Annotated in this window: 24 protein-coding genes; 8 read left to right on the top strand and 16 right to left on the bottom strand. The window is 66.2% G+C overall.

The genetic code is table 11. The features are described from left to right. Positions 1 to 37 precede the first annotated feature (37 nt). Positions 38 to 1,696: a phenylacetic acid degradation protein PaaN gene (paaN, locus tag AB3G45_RS09435; RefSeq protein ID WP_367830300.1), complete on the bottom strand. Its 1,659-nt coding sequence runs from the start codon at positions 1,694 to 1,696 to the stop codon at positions 38 to 40. A gap of 101 nt (positions 1,697 to 1,797) precedes the next feature. Between paaN and paaG the strand changes: the two genes are divergently transcribed. From paaG to AB3G45_RS09415, 4 genes are all read left to right on the top strand, one after another. Next, entirely contained in the window at positions 1,798 to 2,586 is a 789-nt protein-coding gene (paaG, locus tag AB3G45_RS09430; protein WP_367830299.1) for a 2-(1,2-epoxy-1,2-dihydrophenyl)acetyl-CoA isomerase PaaG, read from the top strand. Beyond that, a complete protein-coding gene (paaI, locus tag AB3G45_RS09425) occupies positions 2,583 to 3,023 on the top strand; it encodes a hydroxyphenylacetyl-CoA thioesterase PaaI (RefSeq protein WP_367830298.1) in 441 nt (146 codons plus the stop codon). Before paaG ends, paaI begins: the two co-directional genes overlap by 4 nt. A 39-nt stretch (positions 3,024 to 3,062) precedes the next feature. Then, a complete protein-coding gene (paaK, locus tag AB3G45_RS09420) occupies positions 3,063 to 4,373 on the top strand; it encodes a phenylacetate--CoA ligase PaaK (protein WP_367830297.1) in 1,311 nt (436 codons plus the stop codon). A 92-nt stretch (positions 4,374 to 4,465) separates the two neighbouring features. Beyond that, entirely contained in the window at positions 4,466 to 5,062 is a 597-nt protein-coding gene (locus AB3G45_RS09415) for a TetR family transcriptional regulator (RefSeq protein WP_367830296.1), read from the top strand. A gap of 16 nt (positions 5,063 to 5,078) precedes the next feature. Here AB3G45_RS09415 and AB3G45_RS09410 read toward each other — a convergent pair whose 3' ends face one another. From AB3G45_RS09410 to paaX, 10 genes are all read right to left on the bottom strand, one after another. Beyond that, entirely contained in the window at positions 5,079 to 5,591 is a 513-nt protein-coding gene (locus AB3G45_RS09410) for an acyl-CoA thioesterase (protein WP_367830295.1), read from the bottom strand. Positions 5,592 to 5,598: 7 nt separating this feature from the next. After that, positions 5,599 to 7,656, bottom strand: coding sequence for a phenylacetic acid degradation bifunctional protein PaaZ (gene paaZ, locus AB3G45_RS09405; protein ID WP_367830294.1), 2,058 nt, complete (start codon positions 7,654 to 7,656; stop codon positions 5,599 to 5,601). A 12-nt stretch (positions 7,657 to 7,668) separates the two neighbouring features. Beyond that, positions 7,669 to 8,424 (bottom strand): Phenylacetic acid catabolic protein, encoded by a 756-nt coding sequence (locus AB3G45_RS09400; RefSeq protein WP_367830293.1) that lies wholly within the window; start codon positions 8,422 to 8,424, stop codon positions 7,669 to 7,671. 11 nt (positions 8,425 to 8,435) lie between these two features. After that, on the bottom strand, positions 8,436 to 9,512 hold the full coding sequence (gene paaE, locus AB3G45_RS09395; protein ID WP_367830292.1) for a 1,2-phenylacetyl-CoA epoxidase subunit PaaE: 1,077 nt from the start codon (positions 9,510 to 9,512) through the stop codon (positions 8,436 to 8,438). A gap of 22 nt (positions 9,513 to 9,534) precedes the next feature. Beyond that, positions 9,535 to 10,059 (bottom strand): 1,2-phenylacetyl-CoA epoxidase subunit PaaD, encoded by a 525-nt coding sequence (paaD, locus tag AB3G45_RS09390; RefSeq protein WP_367830291.1) that lies wholly within the window; start codon positions 10,057 to 10,059, stop codon positions 9,535 to 9,537. A 9-nt stretch (positions 10,060 to 10,068) separates the two neighbouring features. Beyond that, positions 10,069 to 10,851: a 1,2-phenylacetyl-CoA epoxidase subunit PaaC gene (paaC, locus tag AB3G45_RS09385; RefSeq protein WP_367830290.1), complete on the bottom strand. Its 783-nt coding sequence runs from the start codon at positions 10,849 to 10,851 to the stop codon at positions 10,069 to 10,071. Next, positions 10,851 to 11,135, bottom strand: coding sequence for a 1,2-phenylacetyl-CoA epoxidase subunit PaaB (gene paaB / locus AB3G45_RS09380; protein ID WP_244762581.1), 285 nt, complete (start codon positions 11,133 to 11,135; stop codon positions 10,851 to 10,853). The genes paaC and paaB overlap by 1 nt, the downstream gene beginning before the upstream one ends. Positions 11,136 to 11,152: 17 nt before the next feature. Beyond that, positions 11,153 to 12,157: a 1,2-phenylacetyl-CoA epoxidase subunit PaaA gene (gene paaA / locus AB3G45_RS09375; protein WP_367830289.1), complete on the bottom strand. Its 1,005-nt coding sequence runs from the start codon at positions 12,155 to 12,157 to the stop codon at positions 11,153 to 11,155. A 24-nt stretch (positions 12,158 to 12,181) separates the two neighbouring features. Continuing rightward, positions 12,182 to 13,387 carry a 3-oxoadipyl-CoA thiolase gene (gene pcaF, locus AB3G45_RS09370; RefSeq protein ID WP_367830288.1) on the bottom strand — a complete coding sequence of 402 codons (1,206 nt, stop codon included), beginning with the start codon at positions 13,385 to 13,387 and terminating at the stop codon, positions 12,182 to 12,184. A 168-nt stretch (positions 13,388 to 13,555) separates the two neighbouring features. Continuing rightward, positions 13,556 to 14,464 (bottom strand): phenylacetic acid degradation operon negative regulatory protein PaaX, encoded by a 909-nt coding sequence (gene paaX, locus AB3G45_RS09365; protein ID WP_367830287.1) that lies wholly within the window; start codon positions 14,462 to 14,464, stop codon positions 13,556 to 13,558. A 221-nt stretch (positions 14,465 to 14,685) separates the two neighbouring features. Between paaX and AB3G45_RS09360 the strand changes: the two genes are divergently transcribed. Beyond that, positions 14,686 to 17,361 (top strand): EAL domain-containing protein, encoded by a 2,676-nt coding sequence (locus tag AB3G45_RS09360; protein ID WP_367830286.1) that lies wholly within the window; start codon positions 14,686 to 14,688, stop codon positions 17,359 to 17,361. Here the strand turns inward: AB3G45_RS09360 and AB3G45_RS09355 are convergent. Genes AB3G45_RS09355 through AB3G45_RS09335 form a run of 5 tightly spaced genes read right to left on the bottom strand, consistent with a single transcriptional unit; the run spans position 17,339 to position 23,817 of the window. After that, the gene (locus AB3G45_RS09355; protein ID WP_367830285.1) at positions 17,339 to 18,481 is read right to left on the bottom strand and encodes a gluconeogenesis factor YvcK family protein; all 1,143 of its coding nucleotides are present in this window, start codon (positions 18,479 to 18,481) and stop codon (positions 17,339 to 17,341) included. The genes AB3G45_RS09360 and AB3G45_RS09355 overlap by 23 nt on opposite strands. Positions 18,482 to 18,496: 15 nt before the next feature. After that, complete coding sequence (locus AB3G45_RS09350; protein ID WP_367830284.1) at positions 18,497 to 20,113, bottom strand: ABC transporter ATP-binding protein; 1,617 nt, start codon at positions 20,111 to 20,113, stop codon at positions 18,497 to 18,499. Between the two features lies 1 nt (position 20,114). Then, the gene (locus AB3G45_RS09345) at positions 20,115 to 21,245 is read right to left on the bottom strand and encodes an ABC transporter permease (RefSeq protein WP_367830283.1); all 1,131 of its coding nucleotides are present in this window, start codon (positions 21,243 to 21,245) and stop codon (positions 20,115 to 20,117) included. Continuing rightward, on the bottom strand, positions 21,238 to 22,161 hold the full coding sequence (gene oppB / locus AB3G45_RS09340) for an oligopeptide ABC transporter permease OppB (protein ID WP_367830282.1): 924 nt from the start codon (positions 22,159 to 22,161) through the stop codon (positions 21,238 to 21,240). The genes AB3G45_RS09345 and oppB overlap by 8 nt, the downstream gene beginning before the upstream one ends. Before the next feature lie 60 nt (positions 22,162 to 22,221). Then, the gene (locus tag AB3G45_RS09335) at positions 22,222 to 23,817 is read right to left on the bottom strand and encodes a peptide ABC transporter substrate-binding protein (protein WP_367830281.1); all 1,596 of its coding nucleotides are present in this window, start codon (positions 23,815 to 23,817) and stop codon (positions 22,222 to 22,224) included. A 278-nt stretch (positions 23,818 to 24,095) separates the two neighbouring features. Between AB3G45_RS09335 and AB3G45_RS09330 the strand changes: the two genes are divergently transcribed. The 3 genes from AB3G45_RS09330 to AB3G45_RS09320 all read left to right on the top strand — a co-directional run bounded on the left by AB3G45_RS09330 (position 24,096) and on the right by AB3G45_RS09320 (position 26,410). Next, the gene (locus AB3G45_RS09330; protein WP_367830280.1) at positions 24,096 to 24,869 is read left to right on the top strand and encodes an amino acid ABC transporter substrate-binding protein; all 774 of its coding nucleotides are present in this window, start codon (positions 24,096 to 24,098) and stop codon (positions 24,867 to 24,869) included. 102 nt (positions 24,870 to 24,971) lie between these two features. Then, positions 24,972 to 25,652, top strand: a complete 681-nt coding sequence (locus AB3G45_RS09325; RefSeq protein WP_367830279.1) for an amino acid ABC transporter permease — start codon at positions 24,972 to 24,974, stop codon at positions 25,650 to 25,652. After that, positions 25,649 to 26,410 carry an amino acid ABC transporter ATP-binding protein gene (locus tag AB3G45_RS09320; RefSeq protein ID WP_367830278.1) on the top strand — a complete coding sequence of 254 codons (762 nt, stop codon included), beginning with the start codon at positions 25,649 to 25,651 and terminating at the stop codon, positions 26,408 to 26,410. Before AB3G45_RS09325 ends, AB3G45_RS09320 begins: the two co-directional genes overlap by 4 nt. Positions 26,411 to 26,497 lie beyond the last annotated feature (87 nt).

Below are 26,497 nucleotides of genomic sequence, written 5' to 3'. Positions count from 1 at the left end.
TCCTCCCAACAAAGACAAAGATTGAAGCGTGAACTCCTCATGCCGCCGCGGGGCGGCGCCACATCACCACGCGGAACCGGTTCGCGACGAAAGCCGTATCCGTCAGGCTGGCATTGCCCGCGGGGTTGGCACCGGTGACGTGGAAATCGCTGAAGGCGGCGCTCTGGTTGACATAGATGCCGCCGGTCAGGTTGACAGAGAGATTGACGCCCGCCGTGGCGAAGCGATCGGCGGCCGCAAGGATCTGCGCCGCATCCGTCGCATAGAGCGCGGCCGTGATCGCGCCCTTGCGTTCGGCAAGCGCCGCGGCCCGCTCGACGCCCTCCGCGAGGTCATCGACCGCGACGACGAAGGCGATGGGGCCGAAGCGCTCCTCGCCATAGGCGTCCGTATCCGCCGCATCGACGGCGAGGATCAGCGGCGTCGCCGTGCGCGCGCCGTCGAGACCGTCGACGGGCGCGGAATCGCGCACGATGCGGCCAAGGGGACGGGTCGTCGCGATGCGGGCGAGCGTCGCCGGATTGGCGATGGCGCCGCAGACGCCGGCCGCACGCGCGGGATCGGCAAGCAGGTCATCGACGGCGGCGGCGATGCCGGCGGCGACCGCGTCGAAACTCTTGTGCCCCTCATTCGTCTCGATGCCGCCGCGCGGCACGAAAATATCCTGCGGCGCCGTGCACATCTGGCCGGAATAGAGCGAGAGCGAGAAGGCGATGTTGCCGCACATGCCGGTAAAGTCGTCCGTTGCGCCGATGACGATCGAATTGACGCCCGCCTCTTCGGTATAGACATCCGCCCCGGCGTTTTCACGCACCCAGGCACCGAACGCGCTGGAGCCGGTATAGTCGACGATGGCAACGGCGGAGTGCTGGACGAGGTCCCTGGTGATCTCGGCGCCGGGCGCATCGGCGGCGAGCAGCACGATATCGGCCGCAAAGCCTTCCTCCACCAGCACTTGCCGGGCGATCTCGACGGTGATGGCGAGCGGCAGGATCGCCGCCGGATGCGGCTTGACGATGACGGTGTTGCCGGTAACGAGGCTGGCGAAGAGGCCGGGATAGCTGTTCCAGGTCGGGAAGGTGTTGCAGCCGATGGCAAGCGAAACGCCGCGCGGGATAATGCGCCAGTGCTTTTCCATGACGATCGGCGCGCCCTTGCCCTGCGGCTTGGTCCAGGTCGCCTGCGCCGGTATGCGGGTCATTTCGGCATAGGCCTGGGCGACGGCCTCGAGGCCGCGATCCTGCGCATGCGGGCCGCCGGCCTGGAAGGCCATGGCGAAGGCCTGGCCCGTCGTGTGCATGACGGCGTTCGCCATCTCGAAGCTGCGGGCATTGAGGCGTGCGAGGATTTCAAGGCAGATGCCGGCGCGCACGTTAGGCGAGGCGGCGGCCCATTGCGAAGCGGCTGCGCGCGAAGCCATGACGAGCATGTCCGCGGAGGCGGCGGGATAGGTGATGCCGAGGGCAGGTCCGTAAGGCGAGGCTTCCGCACCGACACGCCCATCGGCCGGGTGATCTGCAAGATCGAATGCCGTATCGAGCCGTGCCCTGTAGGCGGCAAGGCCGTCGTCCTTCGCCGTCTCGCCGTAGATCTTGCCGCTCGGCACTTCGGGATAGACGGTCCAGAAATCGCGCTTGGCGGCCGCTTCGATCGCGGCGGTCAGCGTCGGGCGATGGCGCTCGAAAAGTCCGGTCATCTCTGGCTCCTCCCAGTCAGTGCTTTTATAATTGACTGACCGGTCGGTTTATGCAAGAGTTTTTTTACGGTCGCCGCTGGGAAGGGCGACAGGGAGGAACCATGACCACTTCCGACACCATCCTGTCGGCGTTTGCCGACGGCGTTCTCAGCCTCACGCTGAACCGCCCGGACAAGCTCAACGCCTTCAACGACGAGATGCATCTTGCGCTGCGTGCCGGCTTCGAGCGCGCCCATGCGGACGCCGCGGTGCGCGCCGTGCTGCTGACCGGCGCCGGCCGCGGTTTCTGCGCCGGCCAGGATCTCGGCGACCGCGACCCCAAGAAGGGCGTGCCGGACCTCGGCCACACGATCGAGACCTATTACAATCCGCTGCTGCGTCTCATCCGCCGCCTCGAAAAGCCCGTCATCTGCGCCGTCAACGGCGTCGCCGCCGGCGCGGGCGCCAACATCGCCTTCGCCTGCGACATCACGCTCGCCGCCCGCTCCGCCCGGTTCATCCAGGCGTTCTCCAGGATCGGCCTCGTGCCGGATTCCGGCGGCACCTGGAGCCTGCCGCGCCTGATCGGCGAAGCCCGCGCCAAGGCGCTGGCCCTCACCGCCGAACCGCTGGGCGCCGAAACCGCCGCCGACTGGGGCCTCATCTGGCGCGCCGTCGACGACGACAATCTGATGGAAGAGGCGACCGCGCTCGCCACGCGCCTCGCCGCCGGCCCGACCAGGGGCCTTGGCATGACGAAACGCGCCATCCAGGCCGCCGCCACCAATTCGCTCGACCAGCAGCTCGACCTCGAACGCGACCTTCAGCGCGAAGCCGGCCGCAGCGCCGATTACGCCGAGGGCGTTTCCGCCTTCCTCGAAAAACGCAAGCCGGAGTTTTCGGGCAAATGAGCGCCGCCGGGCTTTCCCCGCAAATGCTCGCCGAAGCCTGCGCCAGGGCGATGTGGGACGACGACAACGCCACCCGCCACCTCGGCATGGAGCTCGTCTCCGTCGCGCCTGGCGAGGCGGTCATCGCCATGACCATCGCCGAGACCATGACCAACGGTCACGGCACCTGCCACGGCGGCTATATCTTCACGCTGGCGGATTCGGCCTTCGCCTTCGCCTGCAACACCTACAACCAGCGCACCGTCGCCCAGCACTGTTCGGTGACCTTCATCGCGCCGGCCTTCCGGGGCGACCGGCTGACCGCGACGGCACGGGAGGTGTCGCGCCGCGGCCGCGGCGGCATCTACGACATCCGCATCGCCAACCAGGAGGGCGAGCATGTCGCGGAATTCCGCGGCCACTCGCGAACAGTCAAGGGCACCCATCTGCCGGAGTGAGGCAGACGGCACCGTCCCGCATTCTCGGAGGAGATTTTCATGGAAGACCTGTCCCCCCGCCCCGGAGAACTCGAAGCGATCGAGACGGCGTCGCGCGACGAGATTTCCGCGCTGCAGCTCGAGCGCATGAAATGGTCGCTGACCCACGCTTACGAGAACTCGCCCTTCTACCGCCAGCGCTTCGACGAAGCGGGCGTGCATCCCTCGGACCTGAAGACGCTCGCCGACCTCGCGAAATTCCCCTTCACCACCAAGACGGACCTGCGCGACACCTATCCCTTCGGCATGTTCGCCGTGCCGCGTGAGAAGCTCACGCGCATCCACGCCTCGTCGGGCACAACCGGCAAGCCCACCGTCGTCGGCTACACCCAGAAGGACATCGACACCTGGGCGACCGTCGTCGCCCGCTCGATCCGCGCTTCCGGCGGTCGCGCCGGCGATATCGTGCATGTCGCCTATGGCTACGGCCTCTTCACCGGCGGCCTCGGCGCGCATTACGGCGCCGAAAAGCTCGGCTGCACCGTCGTGCCGATCTCCGGCGGCATGACGGAGCGCCAGGTGACGCTGATGCAGGACTTCAAGCCGCGCATCATCATGGTCACGCCCTCCTACATGCTCTCCATCCTCGACGAGTTCCGCCGCCAGGGCGTCGACCCGCGCGAAAGTTCGCTCGCCGTCGGCATCTTCGGCGCCGAGCCCTGGACGAACGCCATGCGCGAGGAGATCGAGCAGGCCTTCGACATGCATGCCGTCGACATCTACGGCCTGTCGGAAGTCATGGGCCCGGGCGTCGCCAACGAATGCGTCGAGACCAAGGACGGCCTGCACATCTGGGAAGACCACTTCTACCCGGAGATCATCGACCCCGTGACGGGCGCGGTGCTGCAGGATGGCGAGATCGGCGAACTGGTCTTCACCACCCTCACCAAGGAAGGCCTGCCGATCATCCGCTACCGCACGCGCGACCTGACGCGGCTCCTGCCCGGCACCGCCCGCGCCATGCGCCGCATGGAGAAGGTCACCGGCCGCTCCGACGACATGATGATCCTGCGCGGCGTCAACGTCTTCCCGACGCAGATCGAGGAGCAGATCCTGAAATGCCGCGGGCTGGCGCCGCATTTCCAGATCGAGCTGACGCGCGCCGGACGCATGGACAACATGACGGTCCATGTCGAATGCACGCTGGAGGCCGCCGACGAGGAGGCCCGCACGGGATCGGCAAGGGAACTCGCCCACCACATCAAGAGCGTGGTCGGCGTCTCCACGAAGATCCTCGTGCATGAACCGGGCGGCGTCGCCCGCTCGGAAGGCAAGGCCAAGCGGGTGGTCGACAACCGCCCCAAAGAGTGAAGCGCCGGGATAGCCCGGCACCCGGTTGACTGTGTATAGGGAGGGCGGCCGCCCTCCCGGAAGCGACCGGCAGACAAGCAAAGCAGGATATCATGGCACGCACGCGCGCAGTCGATTTCGAGGAAAAACAGCGTGGCATTCTCTTGAGTGCCGCCGCGGTCTTCGCCGAGATGGGCATGGAGAAGGCCTCCATGTCGCTGATCGCCTCGCACAGCAATGTCTCCAAGGCGCTGCTCTACCATTACTATCCGAGCAAGGACGCGCTGATCTTCGATATCGTGCGCACCCACCTTACCGAACTCGAAACCGCGATAGAGGCTGCCGACCGCCCGGACCTTCCCCCGCAGGAGCGGCTGCGCCTCCTCGTGAAGGCCGTCCTGGCCAATTACGAGGGCCGGGACAACGAGCACAAGGTGCAGCTCAACGGCACGAGCGCGCTCTCGCAGGAGCAGCTTTCCGAGTTGCAGGCCGTCGAGCGGCGCATCGTCAAGCGCTTCTCCGGCGTCATCCGCGACATCAACCCGGACCTCAACAAGGACCGCCCGCTGCTGATGCCCGTCACCATGTCGCTCTTCGGCATGATGAACTGGGTTTATATGTGGTTCCGCCCGAACGGGCCGGTCACGCGCGACGAATATGCCGATATCGCGACGACGCTGATCCTCGAAGGCGTGAAGGCGGTCGCCTGAGGCTTGCCATTCCGCATCAGTCGCCGGAAACGTGCGCGTCCTTGCCCATCGCCGCGACCGCCTCCAGCCGCTCGGCGAACTTGCGCCTGAGCGTGCGGCGAAGCTCGGCGGCCTTATGGCGCCGGATATCCACGGGGGCCGTCGGCTCCAGTTCCGGCACCCGCACCGGCCGTCCGGCCTCGTCGACCGCGACCATGGTGAAATAGCAGGAATTGGTATGCCGCCGGTGGCCGGAGCGGATGTTCTCCGCCTCGACGCGGATGCCGACCTCCATGGAGGTGCGGCCCGTATGGTTGATCGAGGCGCGGAAGGTGACGAGTTCGCCGACATGGATCGGCTCCTTGAACATCACCTGGTCGACCGAGAGCGTTACCGCATATTGCTGCGAATAGCGCGAGGCGCAGGAGAAGGCCACGCGATCGAGCAGGTTGAGCAGCGCGCCGCCATGGACCTTGCCGGAAAAATTCGCCATGTCGGGCGTCATCAGCACGGTCATTTCCAGGCGGCGCGAGTCCTGTTCGATCGGCATGCGGCTGTCACTCCCTCGTTTTGGCCACCATGGTCAACACGTCGTACTGCGCGACCGTGGCGCCCAGCTGGTTCGTCACCCGGCAATCCCAGCGCACCTCGCCGTGCTCGGCATTGGCGCGCGGGTTGATCTCCTTGCAGGTGAGCTGCACCTGGAGCGTATCACCCGGATTGACCGGTGTCAGGAAGCGCAGGTTGTCGACACCGTAATTGGCAAGGACCGGGCCCGGTGCCGGATCGACGAAGAGGCCCGCGGCGAAGGAGACGATGAGGTAGCCATGCGCCACGCGCCCGTCGAAGAACGGGTTCGCCTTCGCCGCTTCCTCGTCCATATGGGCGTAGAAGATGTCCCCGGTGAAGTTGGCGAAATGCTCGATGTCGTCGAGCGTCACCGTGCGCGTCGCCGTGATCAGCTGGTCGCCGATCTTCAGTTCGGCCAGAGACTTGCGGAACGGATGCTCGCCGCCCGCCCGCGCTTCCGCGCCCGGTAGCCAGCGGCCGGTGACGGCGGAGAGCATGGTCGGCGCACCCTGGATTGCGGTGCGTTGCATGTAGTGCTTCACGCCGCGCATGCCGCCCAGTTCCTCGCCGCCGCCTGCGCGGCCGGGGCCGCCGTGCACGAGGCCCGGCAGCGGCGAACCGTGGCCGGTGGAGGATTTGGCGCTGACGCGGTTGCCGATCATCACGCGGCCGTGGAAGGGGGCAAGGCCCAGCACGACCTCTTCGGCGAAGGCCGGATCGTTGGTGAAGACGGAGGCGACGAGGCTGCCCTTGCCGCGCCGGGCGAGATCCACCGCCTCTTCCGCCGTGTCATAGGGCATGACGGTGCTGACCGGGCCGAAGGCCTCGACATCGTGGATGGCGCGGGCCGAGCCCGGCCTGCCGCAATAGAGCAGCACCGGATCGAGGAAGGCGCCGACCGCCGCATCACCGGACTGGATGCTCGGATTGTCGGGATCGCCGGCGACGATTTCCGCGTCGGCCGCAAGATCGCGGATGCGCGCGCGGACCTCCTCGCGCTGGTCGAGGCTGGCGAGCGGGCCCATGCGCACGGCCTCGTCCGTCGGGTTACCGATCGCCGTCTTGGCCAGTCGCGCACGGAGGCTTTCGATGAGGGCCTCACTGTAGGAGCGGGGCACGATGACACGGCGGATCGCCGTGCATTTCTGCCCGGCCTTGACCGTCATCTCGCGGGCGACTTCCCTGACGAAGAGGTCGAATTCCTCCGTGCCGGGCGCGGCGTCGAGGCCGAGCACGGCGGCGTTGAGGCTGTCGGCCTCCATGGTGAAGCGCACCGAATTCTCGACGATGGCCTTGTGCGTCTTCAGGCGCCGGCCGGTCACGGCCGAGCCGGTGAAGGTCACGGCGTCCTGCCCTTCGACATGGTCGAGCAGGTCGCCGACCGAGCCGCAGACGAGCTGCAGCGCACCTTCGGGCAAGATGCCGGTCTCGACGATGCGGCGGACCATCAGTTCGGTGAGATAGGCGGTCTGGCTTGCCGGCTTGACGATGGCCGGAACGCCGGCCAGCAGCGTCGGCGCCAGCTTTTCCAGCATGCCCCAGCAGGGGAAGTTGAAGGCGTTGATGTGGACCGCGACGCCCTGCAGCGGGCTGAGGATATGCTGCGCGGCAAAGGTGCCATCCTTGGAAAGCGGCTCCACGTCGCCGTCGAGCAGGACGCGGGTATTCGGCAGTTCGCGCCGGCCCTTGGAGGCATAGGAGAGCAGCGTGCCGATGCCGCCTTCGATATCTACCCAGCTATCGGCGCGGGTCGCGCCGGTGGCGGTGGAGAGGGCGTAGAACTCCTCCTTCCGCTCCATCAACGCCTGGCCGAGCGCCTTCAGCATGGCGGCACGCTCGTGGAAGGACAGGCGGCGCAAGGCCGGGCCGCCCATATCGCGGCCGTAGGCAAGCGCGGCCTTGAAGTCGATGCCGGTGGAATCGATGAAGGCGACGGGCGCGCCCGTCGAAGCGTCGAGCAGCGGCACGCCTTCCTTCGCCCCGGCGACCCACTGGCCGCAGACATGGCTTTCAAGGCGGCGCGGCCGGTTTGCCATGACGTTCATGTCGCTATCCTTTCAGTTCAATCCAAGTGCAGAAAGCTGCACATCGACCTCCGCCCGCCATTCGGCCAGCAGGGTCTCGTTCTGCGTGTGACGCAAGCCGAAGCGCGACAGCGTCTCGAAGCGGGCCGAGCCGGAATGGCCGAAGCTGGCGGCAACGCGCGGATACCAGTAGGCGACGGAAGCCTTCGCTTTCGCGCGCCCCTCTTCGTCATCGACGATGCGGGCGAGGCCGGCGAGGCCGAGTTCGGCATGGCGCGTCTCGCGCGGCAGGATGGCGCGGAAAACCTCGGCGAGCGGCTGGTAGGAGACGCGTGACAGCTCCTTCAGCTGGACAACGCTCGCCCGGCCCATCAGCACGTTCATGACCACCGCATCCACCCAGCCTTCGAGCGGGTAGTGGAAGACGGAGAGGCGCATGTCGCCCTCCCGCCGCGCAGCGCCGATATCGGCCTCGCGGGAAAGGCGTTCGGCCCAGGGATGATGCACGGCATAGCGCCCGCCATCCGCCCCGAAGGTCTCCATGACCTTCAGCACCTTGCCGGCATGATCGGCCTTTTCCAGCACGATGCGGGCGGCCGAGATGCGCTCCTGGATGCCGGGCGCGTCGTTGATCGTATCGGCGAAGCCGGCGGAACCGGCCAGTTCGCTGTCGACGAAGCTCGCCATCAGGCGCAAGAGTTCGCCGCGATAGCGCGGCGGCACATTGGCGGGCGAGGAAAGAACGCCACCCTTGGCCAGGTAATCCTCGATCGGCATCGTATCGGTCATGGCGGCCTCCCTTACTGGTCGTAGCTGACGACGATGCGGTCGGTGAGCGGGGTGCACTGGCAGGTCAGCACATAGCCCTGGCGCACCTCGTAGTCCTCGAGCGCGTGGTTGGTCTCCATCTCGACCTCGCCTTCCAGAACCTTGGCGCGACAGGTGGAACAGACGCCCGCCTTGCATGCATAGGGTGCGTCCATGGCATTCTCGAGCGCGGCGTCGAGCAGGCTCTGGCCCTGCTTCGGGAACTTGAACGTGCGCGTCGCGCCGTCGAGCGTCACGGTCGCCTCGCAGCTTCCGCCCTGGTCCGCGCCGTTCGCCTGCTCCACCTTGCGCCGCGCTCGGCCGGGCTGCGAGGAGGCGAAGAGTTCGAACTTGATCTGGTCGTCGCGAAGGCCGTGTTCGCGCAGCGCGGCGGCGATGGCCAGCATCATCGGCTCCGGGCCGCAGATGAAGGCGGTCGTCACCGATTTCGGATCGATCCAGTTGCGGAAAAGGGCGGCGCATTTCTCGCCGTCGATGCGGCCGGTGAAGAGATCGATGTCCTGCGCCTCGCTTTCCAGCACATGCAGCACGGAGAGACGGCCGAGATAGAGGTTCTTCAGGTCCTCCAGCTCCTCGCGAAACATGATCGAGCTGATCTGCCGGTTGGCGTAGACCAGCGTGAAGCGGGCGCGCGGCTCGCGCGACAGCACCGTCTTGATGATCGAGAGCACCGGCGTGATTCCGCTGCCGCCGGCAAAGCTGAGATAGTGTTTTGCCGCCTCCGGCTCCAGCGCGGTGAAGAATGCCCCCATCGGCGGCATCGCCTCCAGCGTGTCGCCGGGCTTCAGGTTCTCGTTGACCCAGGTGGAGAAGCAGCCGCCGTCGACGCGCTTGATGCCGACCTTCAGCACACCCTCGTCCTTGCCGGCGCAGATCGAATAGGAGCGGCGCAGTTCCTCGTCCTCGAACCTGCGTCGGAAGGTCAGGTACTGGCCTTGCGTGAAATCGAAGACGGCGCGATCCTCCTCGGCCGGCCGGAGCGTGACCACGACCGCATCGCGCGTCTCGCGGCGAATGTCGGTGACGGTCAGGGGATGAAAACGTGCCATGCGCGGGCCCTCTCCCTATGGGTCAGATGCACTTGAAATAGTCGAACGGTTCCAGGCAGTCGGTGCAGCGATAGCTCGCCTTGCAGGGCGTCGAGCCGAACTGGCTGATCTTTTCGGTGTTCGCCGATCCGCAGCGCGGACAGGCGATGGTCAGGTTCGAGCGGCCGGAAAGCCGGTCGACGCGTTTCATCAAGACGCCATCGGCCGCCGTGCCGTCGATCGGCGGGGCGATGCCGTAGTCGCGCAGCTTTTCCCGACCCTCGGCGCTGATCCAGTCCGTCGTCCAGGCGGGCGAGAGCCGGCGTTCCAGCTTCACCTTGTCGAGGCCCTTCTCGGCGAGCGCGGCCTCGATATCGAGATTGATGATCGTGGTGGCGGGACAGCCGGAATAGGTCGGCGTCACCGTCACCACCAGCGTATCGTCCCGCCAGGCGATATCGCGGATGATGCCGAGGTCGGTGAGCGAGATGACCGGGATTTCCGGGTCCGGCACCTTCGACAGCCAGTGCCAGACCTCGTCGATCGAGGGACGGAGTGCCGGGTCCATGGCCGCCTCCTACCAGGTGGCGCCCGGATAGGCGCGCTGGAGGAACTGCATCTCGGTGAGGATGAAGCCGAGATGCTCGGTGTGCACGCCGCGCCGGCCGCCCTTGTGCATGTAGCCGCCGGCCGGCTTCTTCAGCGTGCCCTCGGCAAGCGCCTCCGCGACGATCTCGTCCCAGCCGGCCTTGAGGCTTTCGGGCGCCGGGATGATGCCCGCCTCGACCAGTTCGGCATCCAGCGCATCGCTCATGAACATCTCGCCGGTGAAGGGCCAGAGTTCGTCCAGCGCCGCCTGCATGCGGCGGTGGCTTTCCGCCGTGCCGTCGCCAAGGCGGATGACGAGGTCGCGACTGCGGTCGAGATGGTAGGAAACCTCCTTGAAGGCCTTTTCCGCGATCTCGGCGATACGCGTGTCCGAAGAGCCTTTCAGCGCCTTCAGGAGTAGGTAGTGCCAGGCATCGAACAGGAACTGGCGCATCAGCGTCTTGCCGAAATCGCCGTTCGGGCGCTCGACGATGAGGATGTTGCGGAATTCGTAGCCGTCACGCAGATAGGCAAGGTCGTCCGCCGTCCGGTCCTTGCCTTCCACCTCGCCTGCAAGGCCGAGCCAGAGCTGCGTCTGGCCGATCATGTCGAGCGCGGTGTTGGCGAGCGCGATATCCTCCTCCAGCGCGGGCGAATGGCCGCACCATTCGGAAACGCGGTGGCCGAGGATCAGCGCATTGTCGCCGATGCGCAGCAGGAATTCGAAGAGCGCGGCCTGGCGGGCCGCAGGATCGAGCGCCGCGGTCGCCATCACATGTGCCCCACTTCGTCCGGAATGTCGAAGAAGGTCGGGTGACGGTAGACCTTGGAATTCGACGGATCGAACAGCGGTCCCTTTTCCGAGGGGGCGCTGGCGGTGATCTCGGCAGATTTCACCACCCAGATGCTGACGCCCTCGTTGCGGCGCGTATAGACGTCGCGGGCATTGTTGATCGCCATTTCGGCGTCGGGCGCGTGCAGGCTGCCGACATGGCGGTGGTTGAGGCCGTGCTGACCCCGGATGAAGACTTCCCAAAGCGGCCATTCGCTGGACATCGTGCTCTCTCCCAAAACTATTCGGCGGCGATCTTGGCGCTAGCGCGGCGCTCAGTCGCCTTTTCGGCATGGGCGGTCAGGCCGTCGCGGAACCAGGCGCCGTCGTCCCAGGCCTTTTTGCGAGCGTCGAGGCGCTCCGCATTGCAGGGTCCGTTGCCGGCGATTACGTTGAAGAACTCCTCCCAGTCCGGCTCGCCGAAATCGTGGCCGCCCTTCTCCTCGTTCCACTTGAGATCCGGGTCGGGAACGGTCAGGCCGAGATATTTCGCCTGCGGCACCGTCTGGTCGACGAATTTCTGGCGCAGCTCGTCATTGGAATTCTGCTTGATCTTCCACGCCATCGACTGAGCCGAATGCACGGAAGCGTCGTCCGAGGGGCCGAACATCATCAGCGACGGCCACCACCAGCGGTTCAGCGCGTCCTGCACCATGGCCTTCTGCGCCGTCGTGCCCTTCACCATCTTCATCAGCACGTCGTAGCCCTGGCGCTGGTGAAAGCTCTCTTCCTTGCAGATGCGCACCATGGCCCGCGCATAGGGGCCGTAGGAGCAGCGCTGCAAAGGCACCTGATTCATGATGGCCGCGCCATCGACCAGCCAGCCGATCGCGCCGATATCGGCCCAGGTCAGCGTCGGATAGTTGAAGATCGAGGAATATTTCGCCTTGCCGGAATGCAGCTGCTCGTACATCTGGTCGCGGCTGATGCCGAGCGTTTCGGCGGCGCAGTAGAGGTAGAGGCCGTGGCCCGCCTCGTCCTGCACTTTGGCAAGCAGGATCGCCTTGCGCTCCAGCGTCGGCGCGCGGGTGATCCAGTTGCCTTCGGGAAGCTGGCCGACGATTTCCGAATGGGCATGCTGGCTGATCTGGCGCACCAGCGTCTTGCGATAGCCTTCCGGCATCCATTCCTTCGGCTCGATCTTCTGGCCGGCGTCGATGCGTTCCTGGAAGGTGCGCTCCACGGGATCCATCTCGTCGAGGGACCGGACGCGGGCGGCATCGGTCTTCACCATCTGGGCATACATGGTCTTTCCTCCTGGCTTTACGCGTCAGACGCGTTCGAGAATGATGGCGATGCCCTGGCCGACACCGATGCACATAGTACACAGCGCATAACGCCCGCCCTGGCGGTGGAGCTGGTAGGCGGCCGTGGTGACGAGCCGAGTGCCGCTCATGCCGAGCGGATGGCCGAGCGCGATGGCCCCGCCGTTCGGGTTCACATGCGCCGCGTCGTCCGGCAGGCCGAGGTCGCGCAGCACGGCGAGCGCCTGCGCGGCGAAGGCTTCGTTGAGTTCGATGACGTCCATCTGGCCGAGCGTCAGGCCCGAGCGCTCCAGCACCCGGCGCACCGCCGGGGCGGGGCCGAATCCCATGATGCGCGGTTCGAGGCCCGCCGCCGCCATGGCGACGATGCGCGCCTTCGGCGTCAGGCCCTCAGCCTTCGCGGTCGCTTCGCTGGCGATGAGCAGCGCAGCGGCGCCATCATTGACGCCCGAGGCGTTGCCGGCGGTGACGGAAAGCTCCGGGCCGTTGACGCCCTTCAGTTTGGCAAGCTGCTCGGCCGTGGTGCCGGGCCGGGGATGCTCGTCGGTATCGACGACGAGCGGATCGCCCTTCTTCTGCGGCACGGAGACGGGCACGATCTCGTCGGCGAAGAGGCCGGCTTCGTGCGCGGCGGCCCAACGGGCCTGGCTGCGGGCGGCGAAGGCGTCCTGGTCGGCGCGGCTGACGGCAAAGTCGGCGGCGACGTTGTCGGCGGTCTGCGGCATGGAATCGACGCCGAAGGCCTTCTTCATCTTCGGATTGACGAAGCGCCAGCCGATCGTCGTGTCGTAGACGGCGTTCGAACGGGAGAAGGCGCTTTCGGCCTTCGGCATGACGAAGGGCGCGCGGCTCATGCTCTCGACGCCGCCGGCGATGACGAAATCGCAGTCGCCGGCGCGGATGGCCCGGGCGGCCATGCCGACGGCATCCATGCCGGAGCCGCACAGACGGTTGACGGTGGTGGCGGGAATGGAGACGGGAAGACCCGAGAGCAGCACGGCCATGCGGCCGACATTGCGGTTGTCCTCGCCCGCCTGGTTGGCGCAGCCGTAGATGAGGTCGTCTACCTTCGACCAATCGACCTGCGGGTTGCGCGCCATCAGCCCGGAGAGCGGCAGGGCCGCTAGATCATCGGCGCGCACCGACGACAGCAGCCCGCCATAGCGACCGATGGGCGTGCGGACGGCATCGCAGATAAAGGCTTCGGACACGCGGCTTCCTCCCTGATATCCAAGGGCCGATCCGCTCCTCCCGAAACATTGACCGACCGATCGGTTATCTATTTAGCACTCGATACGTCACAAATCAATGACGATTCCTCCAATTTATGTGACGTCTCATTGCAGCAGCCGTCATCATAGCACAAACCACGCCTTTCCCTATGGAAAGTCGGCCCGGATCGCCGCGCGCAGCAGCGAAAGCCGGCGCAGCGTCGCTTCGCTCTCGTCCGGCAGGGCGCCGGCCGCGGTGACGAAATGGCGGGCGACATGCCGGTCCGCCTCCGGCGAGAGGCCGAGATAGAGGCCGGCGAAGAGCTTACGCGCCGCATCCCCCGGCCAGTCCGCCGGCAAGGCCGCCTGCGGCAGACGCGGATCGCGCAGCACGACGAGGCGGAACTGGTGCACGAGCACCAGCCGCGCGACGAGGCTTTCCGCCGCGCCAAGCCGCATCCCGCCCGCGAGCAGATCCGCCAGGCGCCCGAAGCGCCGGAGGAACCCCCGATAGGCCTCGGCGTGCAGCGCCAGGTTCCAATGGTCGGCCGCAAAGGCGCCGAGGTCCTGCGCGCCGCTCACCACCTCGCTCCGGAAGACGACGGCCGGCTGCCCGAGAAGCGGCAGGGGGCGCGCACCGACGGCAAGCCGCGGGCCCAGCCGGGCATGGCCCGCCCGCTCGAGGACCTGCATCGCCTCGTCCGGCGCCGTCCCCGTCAACTGCACGAAATGCCAGTCCGCCGGCTCGGGCGGGCCGAACAGCAGGCGGGCCGCGGCGGCAAATTCGGCCCGGGCGGGCGCGGCCAGGCGATAGAAGCTGCGCCGCCCTTCCCGCTCGCCGGAAAGCTGCCCGGCGGCAACGAGACGCGAGACGGCGGTGCGCACGAGCGTCTCGCTGATGCCGACGGCCGCGCAGGTCTCGATGAGGTTGCCGGTCCACACGACGCCGCCCCGCGGCTCCACGACATCGCCGTAGATGGTGACGATGAAGCCGGCGGCCTTCAGCGGGCTTTCCTCGATGATGGCCCTGAGCAGCGCGCCGAACACGCCTTGCGCCCTGTCCTTGTCCGCCGGCAAACCTGCCCCCTGTCCTCGTTCCGCATCGACCGTGCGAAGGACTATCCCAGAATTGGCCGTGTCGGAAAGCCCCGGACGGCGACACGAACGGCTCTTGCCGCCGATAAAGCTATATTCCCGTCAGCAAATATTAAGCTGCATCTGCCATCGTCCATCGGTCACCGGCGCCAGGCAGGCCCTTGCCCGACGCAACCAGGACGCGCGGAGACAGATGGAACGCGATGAACGACCGGCATGCGCAGCTTTCCCTCAAGGGGCTGGGATATTACATCCCCGCCGTCGTCGTCGCGTTTGCCGTGCTGATTGCCATTCTGCTTACCGATTCCCAGAAGCAGCGGCTGGAGGAGGAATATCTACGCTCCTTCACCACGGAACAGCTCGGCGTGCTGCGCTCGCGCCTCGAAGGCAATATCCAGGGCGACATCAATCTCGTGCAGGGCCTCGTCGCGGCGCTCTCGAGCGAACCCGACATGTCGCCGAGCCGCTTTGCCGACCTTGCCGGCCGCATCTTCCACAAGGACACCCAGCTGCGCAATCTCGCCATCGCGCCGGACTTCGTCGTCTCGCTCGTCTATCCGGTCAAGGGCAACGAGCGCAGCATCGGCCTCGACTACCGCAAGAACGAGCGCCAGCGCGCCGCCGCCATGCAGGTCGAGGCGCTCGACCGGCTCATCGTCACCGGACCGGTCGACCTGGTGCAGGGCGGGCGCGGCGTGATCGCGCGCTACCCGATCCATGCGGGACCGAACAATGCCTTCATCGGCATCGCCTCCGCCGTGATCGACCTCGACAAGCTTCTCGCGAACAGCGGCTTCGGAGAGGACCTCGCGGTCGCCGTCTCGCTTTCCAGCCGGCCGCATGTCGGCGGCGAAGCGCGCACCTTCTTCAGCACGGCCGCCCCTGTCGACGCCGATCCCGTGGTGATGACCATCGACATCGGCCACGAAGCCTGGACCATGTGGGCGACGCCGCAGGAAGGCTGGCACCAGCCCTCCGCCGACCTCGCCATCTTCCGCGCCGGCCTGGCGCTGCTGGCCGTCATCATCGTCGCGCCGATGTTCTGGGTGGGTTACCTGATGAAGGACCGCCACCGGCATATCCTGGCGCTCCAGGACCGGGAGGACCGGCTCGAAACCGTCTCGCAGCGCCTGCAGCTCGCACTCGACGCTTCCCAGGTCGGCGTTTGGGAATATGACACGGAAACCGCGACCCTCACCTGGGACGCCCGCATGCGCGCGCTCTACAACGTGACGCCCGACCAGCCGATCTGCCGCTACGAGGACTGGCGCGCCGCGCTCCATCCCGGCGACCTGGAGGAGGCCGAACGCGTCTTCACCAATGCCATCGACGCCGAACGGCCTTATCTTACGGGTTTCCGCGTGCTGACCGCCGACGGCGACATCCGCCACATCCGCGCGCACGGCATGACCTACCGCACCTCGTCGGGCGCAAAACGCATCGTCGGCGCCAATTGGGACGTGACGGAAGACAATCGCCTGCAGGCCGAACTGCTCGAGGCCAAGCTGACGGCCGAGGCGCAGAACCGCGCGCTGGAAGACGCCCGTCTCGTGCTGGAGCACAATTCGCTGCACGACGCCCTCACCCGGCTTCCCAACCGGCGCTTCCTCGACCAGCAGATCGCCCTTGCCGGCACCGGCGAGGATGCCCGCCCCCTGACCCTCCTGCACATCGACCTCGACCGCTTCAAGGACATCAACGACACGCTCGGCCACGCCGCCGGCGACGAGGTGCTGAAACAAGCCGCAGGCGTGCTGCGCACCCATATCCCGGCGGAGGACTTCATCGCCCGCATCGGCGGCGACGAATTCGTGCTGCTGTCGCGCCGCGGCCCGGAGAAGGCCGATTTCAGCGCGCTCTCGGCCCGCCTCATCGCGGCGATCAGCAAGCCGATGGCGATCGAGGGCCACGACTGTCGCATCGGCGCCAGCATCGGCATTGCCACGCGCAACGATGCGGAGGAATCGGCCGAACAGTTGCTCGTCAACGCCGACATCGCGCTCTACGAGGCCAAGCGCCGCGGCCGCAACCGCGTCGAAACCTTCAACGACGAGCTGCGCCTGCGCACCGTCGAGGTCAAGCGGCTCGGCGACGACATCCTGCGCGGCCTAGAGCAAGGCGAATTCCATCCCTTCTTCCAGCCGCAGTTCGATGCCGAGACGCTGGAGATCGTCGGCGTCGAGGCCCTGGCGCGCTGGCGGCACCCGACGCGCGGCATGATCGCGCCGGATATCTTCCTGCCGGTGGCCGAAAGCCTCAATGTCGTCGCCCGCATCGACGAGACGATCCTCGACCAGGCCCTGTTCCAGTCCATGCGGTGGGAGGGACAGGGGCTCGGCATCCCGCGCGTCTCCGTCAACGTTTCCTGCCAGCGCCTGCGCGACGACCGCCTCCTCGAAAAACTGCGCGCCATGAACATCCGTCCCGGCTCGCTGACCTTCGAACTTCTGGAATCGATTTCCTTCGATACGTTCGACGACGGGCTGAAGCAGGCCATCGACGACATCAAGACCCTCGGCATCGATATCGAGATCGACGACTTCGGCACCGGACACGCCTCCATCCTCAGCCTCCTGGAACTGTCGCCGCAGCGGTTGAAGATCGACCGCCGCCTGGTGCTGCCCCTGCTCGAATCCACCGCCCAGCAGAGCCTCGTCCGCTCGATCGTGGAGATCGGCAAGGTGCGCGGCATCGAGACGGTGGCCGAAGGCGTCGAGACGCTGGCGCATGCCGAGCTGCTGCGCAGCCTCGGCTGCCATGTCCTGCAGGGCTATGCCTTTGCCCGGCCGATGGGCGCGGACGACTTCCTCGCCTTCGCGAAGGCGCGGGGGTGGATGCCGGCGGGAAAAGGCGGGGTCACGGCGGCAAGAGCGAGCTGAGCGCATCCGCGACGGCCCGGCCGTCATGCTGGCCGCGCTGCCAGGGGTCCTCGAACTCGCCGATTACCCGCTCGATGCCGAGCCGCGCGCCCACATCCTCCAGCGCGCCGTTGCCCAGATAGGCGAAGGGGCCGACGCTCTTCTCGAAGGGCAGGAGCTGGTGGTTCGCCAGGACATGGGTGAAGGGTCGCGCATCCGCGCCCTCCTGCCGCCGCCAGAGCGCCGCGGCGATCTCCAGCATGCGCGCCAGATCCAGCCCGCGGGTCTCCCGACATTGCAGCATGTTGCCGATGAAGATGCGGCGCGCGTGGACGTTGCGCACAATAGCCGCCACGATGCCCTCGACGAGGAAATGCGGCAGGACGCTGGTGAAGAAGCTGCCGGGGCCGAAGACGATGGCATCGGCGCTTTCGAGGCTTTCCAGCACCGCCTCGTTGGCCGGCACGCCGGCGCCGTCCCGGCCGGACAGCGCAATGTCGCGGATGCCGGTCTCGCTCGCCGCATCGTCGAGCGCCGTCACCCTGTGCTGCCCTTCGACGCGGCTGCCGTCGTTCAGCACGGCCGAGAGGTCGACGCCGTCCGCTGTCGTGGACGGCCAGACATGGCCGGCGATGTCGCAGAGCTTGCGGAAGACGAAGATGGCGGTGTTGATGTCGCTGTTATGGGCGAGATGCGCGCCCGTCAGGATGAAATTGCCGATGCTGCCGTTGCGGAAATCGAAATCCGCGCCGATCGCCGCGCGGAAGGTGCGCAGGTAATTGAGGATCGCGCCGCGCAGACCCGGCTCCATGCGCTCCAGCAGCGGATGGCGGCCTTCGGCATAGAGCGCGAATTCGGTGCGGGCGTCCTCCTCGGCGCCGCTGGTCATGCGCGCATTGCAGACCTTGACGACATCGCCCGCCCGGCCTTCGCCATGAGCCATGGTCATCAGCGCCTGGCGGATATCGCCGACCGCCAGCACGCCGAGGCTTTCGCGGATGATCTTCGAACTGCCGCCGCTGTCCCAGGCCGGCACGATGCGCGTCAGCCGCACCGGCTTGGAAAGCAGCGCCAGATTGGTCGTGCGGCACGCGGTGCCGCCCGAAAAGAGCACGATATGGGGCAAGCGGCCTTCGGCCATCCGGTCTCCTGTTGCTCAAGGCCCGATATTATAGGCCGCGCCAATGAGGGTCTTTGTATAATCCTCCCGCGGCGCGCTGAAAATGGCGTCCGTCGGCCCCTCCTCGACGATCTTGCCGTCCTTCATCACGACCACATAGTCGCTCATGGCGCGCACCACCGAGAGATCGTGGCTGATGAAGACATAGGAGAGGCCGTAGCGGGACTGGAGATCGCGCAGGAGCTCGATCACCTGGCCCTGCACCGAGCGGTCGAGCGCCGAGGTCGGCTCGTCGAGGATCACCGCCTGCGGCTTCAGGATCATCGCCCGCGCGATCGCGATGCGCTGCCGCTGGCCACCCGAGAATTCGTGCGGATAGCGGTTGCGGGCCACCGGATCGAGCCCCACCTCCTTCAGCGCCGCGATCGCCCGCTTGTCGCGGTCGGCCCGTGAAAGCTGCGGCTCGTGCACGTAAAGTCCCTCGGTGATGATCTCGCCGACCGTCTGGCGCGGCGAGAGCGAACCGTAGGGATCCTGGAAGACGATCTGCATGCTGCGCCGAAGCGGCCGCATGCCCGTCCGGTCGAGGCCGGAAATATCCGTCTTGCCGAAGCGGTACGCCCCCTTGCTGGAGATGAGCCTGAGCAGCGCCCGACCGAGCGTCGATTTCCCCGAGCCGGATTCGCCCACCACGCCGATCGTCTGCCCCTCGCGCAGGCTGATGCCGACATTGTCGACGGCGCGGAAGGTGTTGGCGCGCTTCTTCAGGAAACCGCCGTCGATCTTGTAGTCGACGACGACATTGCGACCTTCGAGGATGATCGGCGCATCCTCCGCCGGCGGCGCCTTGCGGCCGGAAGGCTCGGCCTCGATCAGCATGCGCGTATAGTCGGCCTGCGGGTTCTCGAAGATATCCGCCGTTCCCCCCTGCTCGACGATCTCGCCGCGCCGCATGACGACGACCCGCTCGGCAAAATGCCGGACGATACCGAGGTCGTGCGTGATGAGAACGATCGCCATGTCGAAGCGTTTTTGCAGGTCGCGCAGGAGTTTGAGGATCTGCGCCTGGATCGTCACGTCGAGCGCCGTCGTCGGTTCGTCGGCGATCAGGATGTCCGGCTCGTTGGCGAGCGCCATGGCGATCATCACGCGCTGGCGCTGGCCGCCGGACATTTCGTGCGGATAGCTGTCGATGCGGCGCTCCGGCTCTGGAATGCCGACGAGCTTCAAAAGCTCAAGCACGCGCGGCCGGGCCTCCTTGCGCGTGCCGCCGCGGTGATGCACGATCACTTCGGCGATCTGCTTGCCGACCGGATAGAGCGGATCGAGCGAGGTCATCGGCTCCTGGAAGATCATGGTGATCTTCGCGCCGCGGATCGCGTTGAGCGCCTTGGGGGGAAGCCCCACCATCTCCCGCCCGCGATATTTCGCCGAGCCGGAGACCCGGCCGTTCGCGGCGAGCAGACCCATGATACCCATCATGGTCTGGCTCTTGCCGGAGCCGCTCTCGCCGACCACCGCAAGCGTCTCGCCGGGGCGGACGTCGAGGTCGATACCCTTCACCGCATCGACATCCCCGTCCGGCGTCGTGAAGGAGACCTTCAGGTCGCGGACGGTGAGGATCGGTTCCATGGTTTTGCGTGTCTCCGCCATGTCAGCGATCCTTCGGGTCGAACGCGTCGCGCAGGCCGTCGCCGACGAAGTTCAGCGAGAAGAGCGTGACGACGAAGAAGATGGCGGGGAAGACGAGCAGCCAGGGCGCGGACTGGATGTTGTTCGCGCCTTCCGCGATCAGCGAGCCCCAGCTCGTCAGCGGCGCCTGCACGCCGAGGCCGAGGAAGGACAGGAAGCTTTCGAGCAGGATCACCTTGGGCACGATGACCGTGACGAAGATGACGACCGGGCCGATCGTGTTGGGGATGACGTGCCGGCGGATGATCTGCCAGTCCGTCAAGCCCAGGGCCTCCGCCGCGCCGATGAACTCCCGGCGTTTCAGGGACAGCGTCTGGCCGCGCACGATGCGGGCCATGTCGAGCCATTCCACCGCGCCGATGACGATGAAGATCAGCACGAAGCTGCGCCCGAAGAAGACGACGAGCACCACGACGAGGAAGACGAAGGGCAGCGAATAGAGGATCTCGACGAAGCGCATCATCACATTGTCGACGCGCCCGCCCATATAGCCCGAGATCGCGCCGTAGACGACGCCGATGCCGAGCGAGACGAGGCTGGCGAGCAGACCGACCGCGATGGAGATCTGCCCGCCGAGCATGACGCGCGCCATCAGGTCGCGCCCGTTCGTATCGGTGCCGAACAGGAAATATTCCCGGTCGACGACGCCGGACAGCGTAAGCTTGCGGCCCTCGTCCTCGGTCGAGAGGACTTCCGTCTTGTCGAACTCGTTGGCGCGGTCGAAGTAGCGCGTCGTGCGCGGATCGATCGCGTCCTTCGCGGTGACGACCGCCGTGAAGGTCTCGCCTTCGACGGAGAAGGACTGCAATTCGACGCGGGCGCGCGCGGCGGCGCCCTTCATCGCCTCCTCCAGCGATTCTTCACCCGGCCGCGGCTCCAGGCTCGGCGGGATCGTCACATAGGAAGAGAAGACCTGGTCGTAGCTGTGGCTGATGAAGAACGGGCCGAAGAAGGCGAAGCACGCGATCAGTACCAGCATGACGGAGCCCGCCATGGCCGGGCGGTTGCGGCGGAAGCGCATGACGGCGAGCTGGAAGAGGCTGCGCCCCTTCACCTCGCCCCCGGACGCGGGGGAAACGACGGCGTCAGTCATGGCGAACCCTCGGATCGAGCAGGCCATAGAGAATGTCGACCAGCAGATTGAAGACGATGACGAAGATGGCGATCAGCACGACCGTGCCCATGACGAGCGTATAGTCGCGGTTGATCGCCCCGAGCACGAAATAGCGCCCGACGCCGGGAATGGTGAAGATGGTCTCGACCACGGCGGAGCCGGTGAGGAGGGCCGCCGCGCAGGGCGCAAGATAGGAGACGATCGGCAGCATGGCGCCGCGCATGGCGTGCACCACGACCACCGATTTCGCCGGCAGGCCGTAGGCCCGCGCGGTGCGGATATGGTCGGTGCGCAGCGCCTCGATCATCGAACCGCGGGTGAGGCGCGCGAAGACCGCAAGCTGTGGCAAGGCAAGCGCGATCGTCGGCAGGATGAGGAAGCGCAGCGACCCGTCGCCCCAGCCGCCGGCCGGCAGCCAGGCGAGCACGATGGCGAAGATCAGCGTCAGGACCGGGCCGACGACGAAATTCGGCACCGTGACGCCGATCGTCGCTACCGACATGACGGCGAAATCGAGCGCGCTGTTCTGGCGCAAGGCCGCGATCGTGCCGACGACGACGCCGCCGACGAGCGCGAGCAGCAGCGCGTAGAAGCCGAGTTCGATCGAATAGGGCAGGCCCTTGCCGATCAGTTCGGCAACGGAATTGTCCTTGTAGATGTAGCTCGGTCCGAAATCGCCGGTGACGGCGTTGCCCATATAGGTAAGGTATTGTCGCCAGAGCGGCTGATCGAGCTGATAGGCCCGCATCAGGTTTTCCATGGTGGCGGGCGGCAAGGGACGTTCGAGGTTGAACGGGCCGCCGGGCGCAAAGCGCATGAGAAAGAACGAAATCGTGACGACGATGAATAGCGTCGGCACGGCGCTTGCGAGGCGCCGGAGAACGAAGGCAAGCATGACCAGGACTCCCCAGTGACACTGGTGCGCGGCCTCAGGGGGCCGCGCACCGGCGTCGGATCATTCCGAAACGGAGAGGAAGCGGCTCAGGTGCTGGTTGGCGGCGTTGTCATGCCAGCCCTGGACCTTGCTGGAGACGAGCCACAGGTCGGCCTGCGTCAGGAACGGCGCGATCGGCTGTTCCTTCATGAGCAGGGCTTCCGCCTCGTGCAGGACCTTGGCGCGCGCCGCCGGGTCCTGCTCCTCATAGGACTTCTTCATGAGCGCGTCATACTCGGCATTCTCGAACTTGCCGTAGTTGAAGGTCTTGTTGGTGCTGACGCTGAGCGCCAGGAAGTTCTCCGCATCCGCATAGTCGGCAACCCAGCCGGCACGCGCCACGTTGAACGCGCCGCCTTCCTGCAGGTAGGCGTAGTGCGAGGACACGTCGAGGTTCACCATCGACACCTCGGCGCCGAAGGTGTTCTTCCACATGTCGGCAACGGCCGTCGCCACGCGCTCGTGGTTCGGGTTGGTGTTGTAGCGGATCTCGATCTTGAGCGGCTTGCCGCCCTCGCCGTAGCCCGCTTCCTTCATCAGCTTCAGCGCCTCGTCCTCGCGGTCGAGCTGCGAGAGCGCGCCGAAATCGGCAAGCGCCGGCTCATAGCCCTGCATGCCCGGGGGCACCATGGAATAGGCCGGAAGCTGCGAGCCGGAATAGATCTCCGTGGCCAGGAAGTCGCGGTCGACCGCCATGGAGAGCGCCCGGCGCACGCGAACGTCGCTATAGGGCTCGGTGCGGGTGTCGAAGGCGTAGTAGTAGGTGGCAAGCGTCGGCGAGACGTGAACCTCATCGCCGTAGCTCTTCTTCAGGCGCTCGATCTGATCGGCGGAGAAGTTATAGACGAGGTCCATTTCCTTCGCCTCGAAGCGGCGGACGGAAGCCGCCTGATCGTCGATCGGGTAGAAGATCACCTTGTCGAGCTTGACGTTGGCGGCGTCCCAGTAGTTCGGGTTCTTCTCGACGACGAGGTTGTCGTTCGGTACGTGGCTTGCGAGCTTGAAGGCGCCGTTGGAGACCATCGTGCCGGGCTTGACGAAATCCGCGCCATTCTTCTCGACGCTGGCCTTGGAGACCGGCAGCGCCGTCTGGTGCGCGAGCAGTTCGAGGAAGAAGGGCGTCGGGCGCTCCAGCGTCACTTCCAGCGTCGTCGCATCGACGGCCTTGACGCTGAGCTGGTCGAGGCCGACTTCACCCTTGTTGACCTTCTCCGCGTTCTTGATCGGATAGAGGATGTTGGCATAGCCCGCCGCCGTCTTCGGGTCCTCCACGCGCGTGAAGGAGAAGACGAAGTCTTCCGCCGTCACCGGCGAGCCGTCCGACCACTTCGCGTTTTCGCGCAGCTTGAACGTATAGACCGTGCCGTCGTCGGAGACGGTCCAGCTTTCCGCCGCGCCGGGAACGATCTTGCCGGCGGCGTCATAAATCGTCAGGCCCTCGTAGAGGTCCTTGAGGATGAATTCCTCGATATTGATGGAGGTGTGCGCCTGGTCGAGCGTCTGCGGCTCGCCGGCATTACCGCGGTGAAGCACCGTTTCTGCGAGGGTCGGACCTGCGCCAAGCAGGATCGCACCGGCCAGAAGCGCTGCACGAAAGCCAATCAGTCTGTTTGCCATTTTTTGTTTTCCTTCCCCGTTGTTTTTTTGGGTGCCCAATCAATTGTCCCTGTTTTCGCGCTTGGCAAGTCCCCAAAAACAGGAAATGCACACCCGCGGCTCAACTCCCGCGCGGCCCGCCAAACCGGGCAAAACGAGGGCCTGAAGCCCGATCCGTCGAAAAAATTGAGAAGGATATTTCAAATCGCCGAATTTATTCGCAGTTTTCTGCCCATCGTTTTGCACGGATTTCTGCGATCAATCGCCCAATCGAATTCACGCAGAAACGGAGTCCCAAGATGAACTGGTTGAAGACCCTTGCCGCCGCCGCGGCCCTCCAGGCCGCCATTCTCGCCCCCGCCCATGCCGGCGAAAACCTCGCCGCGGTGCAGGCCGCCGGCGCGCTGAAGATCGGCACCGAAGGCACCTACGCCCCCTTCACCTACCATGACACGGACGGCAAGCTGGTCGGCTTCGACGTCGAGATCGGCCAGGCCATTGCCGAGAAACTCGGCGTCAAGGCCGAGTTCCTGGAAGGCAAATGGGACGGGCTGATCGCCGGCCTCGACGCCAACCGCTACGACGCCGTGATCAACCAGGTCGGCATCACCGACGCGCGCAAGCAGAAATACGACTTCTCCGAGCCCTACATCGCCTCCAAGGCCGTGCTGATCGTGCGCGCCGACGACGACAGCATCAAGGGCTTCGCCGACCTGAAGGGCAAGAAGTCCGCCCAGTCGCTTACCTCCAATTTCGGCAAGATCGCTGAAGGCGCCGGCGCCGAGCTCGTCGGCACGGACGGCTTCGACCAGTCGATCCAGCTCGTCCTGACCGGTCGCGCCGACGCGACGATCAACGACAGCCTGTCCTTCCTCGACTTCAAGAAGCACAAGCCCGACGCCAATGTGAAGATCGCCGCCGAGCAGGAAAACGCCGACTATTCCGGCGTCATCATCCGCAAGGGCGAGCCGGAGCTTCTGGACGCGATCAACAAGGCGCTCGTCGACATCAAGGCGGACGGCACCTACCAGGCGATCGCCGACAAGTATTTCGGCCAGGACGTGTCGAAGTAATCGAAAGCCGGCCGCTTTCGCGGCGGCCCGTTCCTGCCTTATAGATGAGACGACCGACTGGCCGGGGATCCCTCCGGCCAGCCGCATTTCGGAGGGTTTCCCGTGCCGCCGTGGCTTCAACTGATGCTGGATTCGCTTGCGCCCCTTTTGTGGGCGGCGCTCGTCTTCACCATTCCGCTCACCCTGGCCTCCTTCGTGCTCGGGCTGACGCTCGGCCTTCTGACGGCCATCGCCCGACTGTTCGGCCCGCGCCCGCTCGTTGCCGTCGCCCGCTTCTATGTCTGGGTGATCCGCGGCACGCCGCTCCTGGTGCAGCTCTTCGTCATCTTCTACGGCTTGCCGAGCATCGGCATCCTGCTCGACGCCTTCCCGGCCGCCCTCATCGGCTTCACGCTGAATGTCGGGGCCTACACGTCGGAGATCATCCGCGCCGTCATCGCCTCCGTGCCGCGCGGCCAGTGGGAAGCGGCCTATTCGATCGGCATGAGCTGGTCGCAGGCCATGCGCCGCACCATCCTGCCGCAGGCGACGCGCGTCGCCGTGCCGCCGCTCTCCAACACCTTCATCTCGCTGGTGAAAGACACCTCGCTTGCCGCCGCCGTCACCGTGCCGGAACTGTTCCAGACCGCGCAGCGCATCGTCGCCACGACCTATGAGCCGCTGATCCTCTATATCGAGGCGGCCCTGATCTATCTGGCGCTGAGCTCCGTGCTCTCGGCCCTGCAGGTCCGGCTCGAAAAGCGTTTCGCCCGCTATGGCGGCTTCCTGGAGGCCCGCACATGATCGAACTCGGCCATATCGAAAAGCGCTTCGGCGACAACCATGTGCTGCGCGACATCAGCCTCACGCTGCCTGAGGGCACGGTGACGGCGCTGGTCGGCCCGTCCGGCGGCGGCAAGAGCACGCTGCTGCGCTGCATCAACCTTTTGGAGACGCCGACATCCGGCTCGATCAAGCTCGGTGACGAAAAGATCGATTTCGCGCCCGGCCGCAAGGTCGGTTGGCCAGCGATCCAGAAGCTGCGCCGCCAGACCGGCATGGTCTTCCAGAATTTCCAGCTCTTCCCGCATCAGACGGCCATCGCCAACGTGATGGAAGGCCTCGTCACCGTCCTGAAATGGCCGGCCGACAAGGCGCGCGCCCGCGCGATGGAACTGCTCGAGAAGGTCGGCATGGCGCACAAGGCCGATGCCTGGCCGGCGACGCTGTCGGGCGGCCAGCAGCAGCGCGTCGCCATCGCCCGCGCGCTCGCCCCCTCGCCGCGCGTCCTGCTCTGCGACGAGCCGACCTCCGCGCTCGACCCCGAGCTTGCCGAAGAGGTGGTCGAGGTGCTGAGCCGGCTTGCCCGCGAGGGCACGACCATGGTCATGGCGACGCATGACCTGCGCCTCGCCTCGCGCGTTGCCGACACGGTCGTCTTTCTCGATGGCGGCGTCATCGTCGAAGAGGGGCCGCCCCGCGCCATCTTCTCCGCGCCGAAGCGCGAACGCACGAAGAAATTCATCGCCTCGCTCAGCGCGCCGCAGAGCTACGACATCTGAAACACACGTCGGCTCACGTTACGGTAGCGAGGAATTCCGGTTCCCGGCAGTTGCATCGGACAGGCGATTCAAGCACAGTGACGAGAT

Source organism: Shinella sp. S4-D37 (assembly GCF_040812195.1).
GTDB lineage: Bacteria > Pseudomonadota > Alphaproteobacteria > Rhizobiales > Rhizobiaceae > Shinella.
This window is presented reverse-complemented; position numbering and strand designations above follow the sequence as displayed.

What these genes read in the sequence shown, in the direction of transcription:
- paaN (WP_367830300.1), bottom strand. Translation starts at nt 1,696, where the DNA reads ATGACCGGACTTTTCGAGCGCCATCGCCCGACGCTGACCGCCGCGATC.
- paaG (WP_367830299.1), top strand. Translation starts at nt 1,798, where the DNA reads ATGACCACTTCCGACACCATCCTGTCGGCGTTTGCCGACGGCGTTCTC.
- paaI (WP_367830298.1), top strand. Translation starts at nt 2,583, where the DNA reads ATGAGCGCCGCCGGGCTTTCCCCGCAAATGCTCGCCGAAGCCTGCGCC.
- paaK (WP_367830297.1), top strand. Translation starts at nt 3,063, where the DNA reads ATGGAAGACCTGTCCCCCCGCCCCGGAGAACTCGAAGCGATCGAGACG.
- AB3G45_RS09415 (WP_367830296.1), top strand. Translation starts at nt 4,466, where the DNA reads ATGGCACGCACGCGCGCAGTCGATTTCGAGGAAAAACAGCGTGGCATT.
- AB3G45_RS09410 (WP_367830295.1), bottom strand. Translation starts at nt 5,591, where the DNA reads ATGCCGATCGAACAGGACTCGCGCCGCCTGGAAATGACCGTGCTGATG.
- paaZ (WP_367830294.1), bottom strand. Translation starts at nt 7,656, where the DNA reads ATGAACGTCATGGCAAACCGGCCGCGCCGCCTTGAAAGCCATGTCTGC.
- AB3G45_RS09400 (WP_367830293.1), bottom strand. Translation starts at nt 8,424, where the DNA reads ATGACCGATACGATGCCGATCGAGGATTACCTGGCCAAGGGTGGCGTT.
- paaE (WP_367830292.1), bottom strand. Translation starts at nt 9,512, where the DNA reads ATGGCACGTTTTCATCCCCTGACCGTCACCGACATTCGCCGCGAGACG.
- paaD (WP_367830291.1), bottom strand. Translation starts at nt 10,059, where the DNA reads ATGGACCCGGCACTCCGTCCCTCGATCGACGAGGTCTGGCACTGGCTG.
- paaC (WP_367830290.1), bottom strand. Translation starts at nt 10,851, where the DNA reads ATGGCGACCGCGGCGCTCGATCCTGCGGCCCGCCAGGCCGCGCTCTTC.
- paaB (WP_244762581.1), bottom strand. Translation starts at nt 11,135, where the DNA reads ATGTCCAGCGAATGGCCGCTTTGGGAAGTCTTCATCCGGGGTCAGCAC.
- paaA (WP_367830289.1), bottom strand. Translation starts at nt 12,157, where the DNA reads ATGTATGCCCAGATGGTGAAGACCGATGCCGCCCGCGTCCGGTCCCTC.
- AB3G45_RS09360 (WP_367830286.1), top strand. Translation starts at nt 14,686, where the DNA reads ATGAACGACCGGCATGCGCAGCTTTCCCTCAAGGGGCTGGGATATTAC.
- AB3G45_RS09355 (WP_367830285.1), bottom strand. Translation starts at nt 18,481, where the DNA reads ATGGCCGAAGGCCGCTTGCCCCATATCGTGCTCTTTTCGGGCGGCACC.
- AB3G45_RS09350 (WP_367830284.1), bottom strand. Translation starts at nt 20,113, where the DNA reads ATGGCGGAGACACGCAAAACCATGGAACCGATCCTCACCGTCCGCGAC.
- AB3G45_RS09345 (WP_367830283.1), bottom strand. Translation starts at nt 21,245, where the DNA reads ATGACTGACGCCGTCGTTTCCCCCGCGTCCGGGGGCGAGGTGAAGGGG.
- oppB (WP_367830282.1), bottom strand. Translation starts at nt 22,161, where the DNA reads ATGCTTGCCTTCGTTCTCCGGCGCCTCGCAAGCGCCGTGCCGACGCTA.
- AB3G45_RS09335 (WP_367830281.1), bottom strand. Translation starts at nt 23,817, where the DNA reads ATGGCAAACAGACTGATTGGCTTTCGTGCAGCGCTTCTGGCCGGTGCG.
- AB3G45_RS09330 (WP_367830280.1), top strand. Translation starts at nt 24,096, where the DNA reads ATGAACTGGTTGAAGACCCTTGCCGCCGCCGCGGCCCTCCAGGCCGCC.
- AB3G45_RS09320 (WP_367830278.1), top strand. Translation starts at nt 25,649, where the DNA reads ATGATCGAACTCGGCCATATCGAAAAGCGCTTCGGCGACAACCATGTG.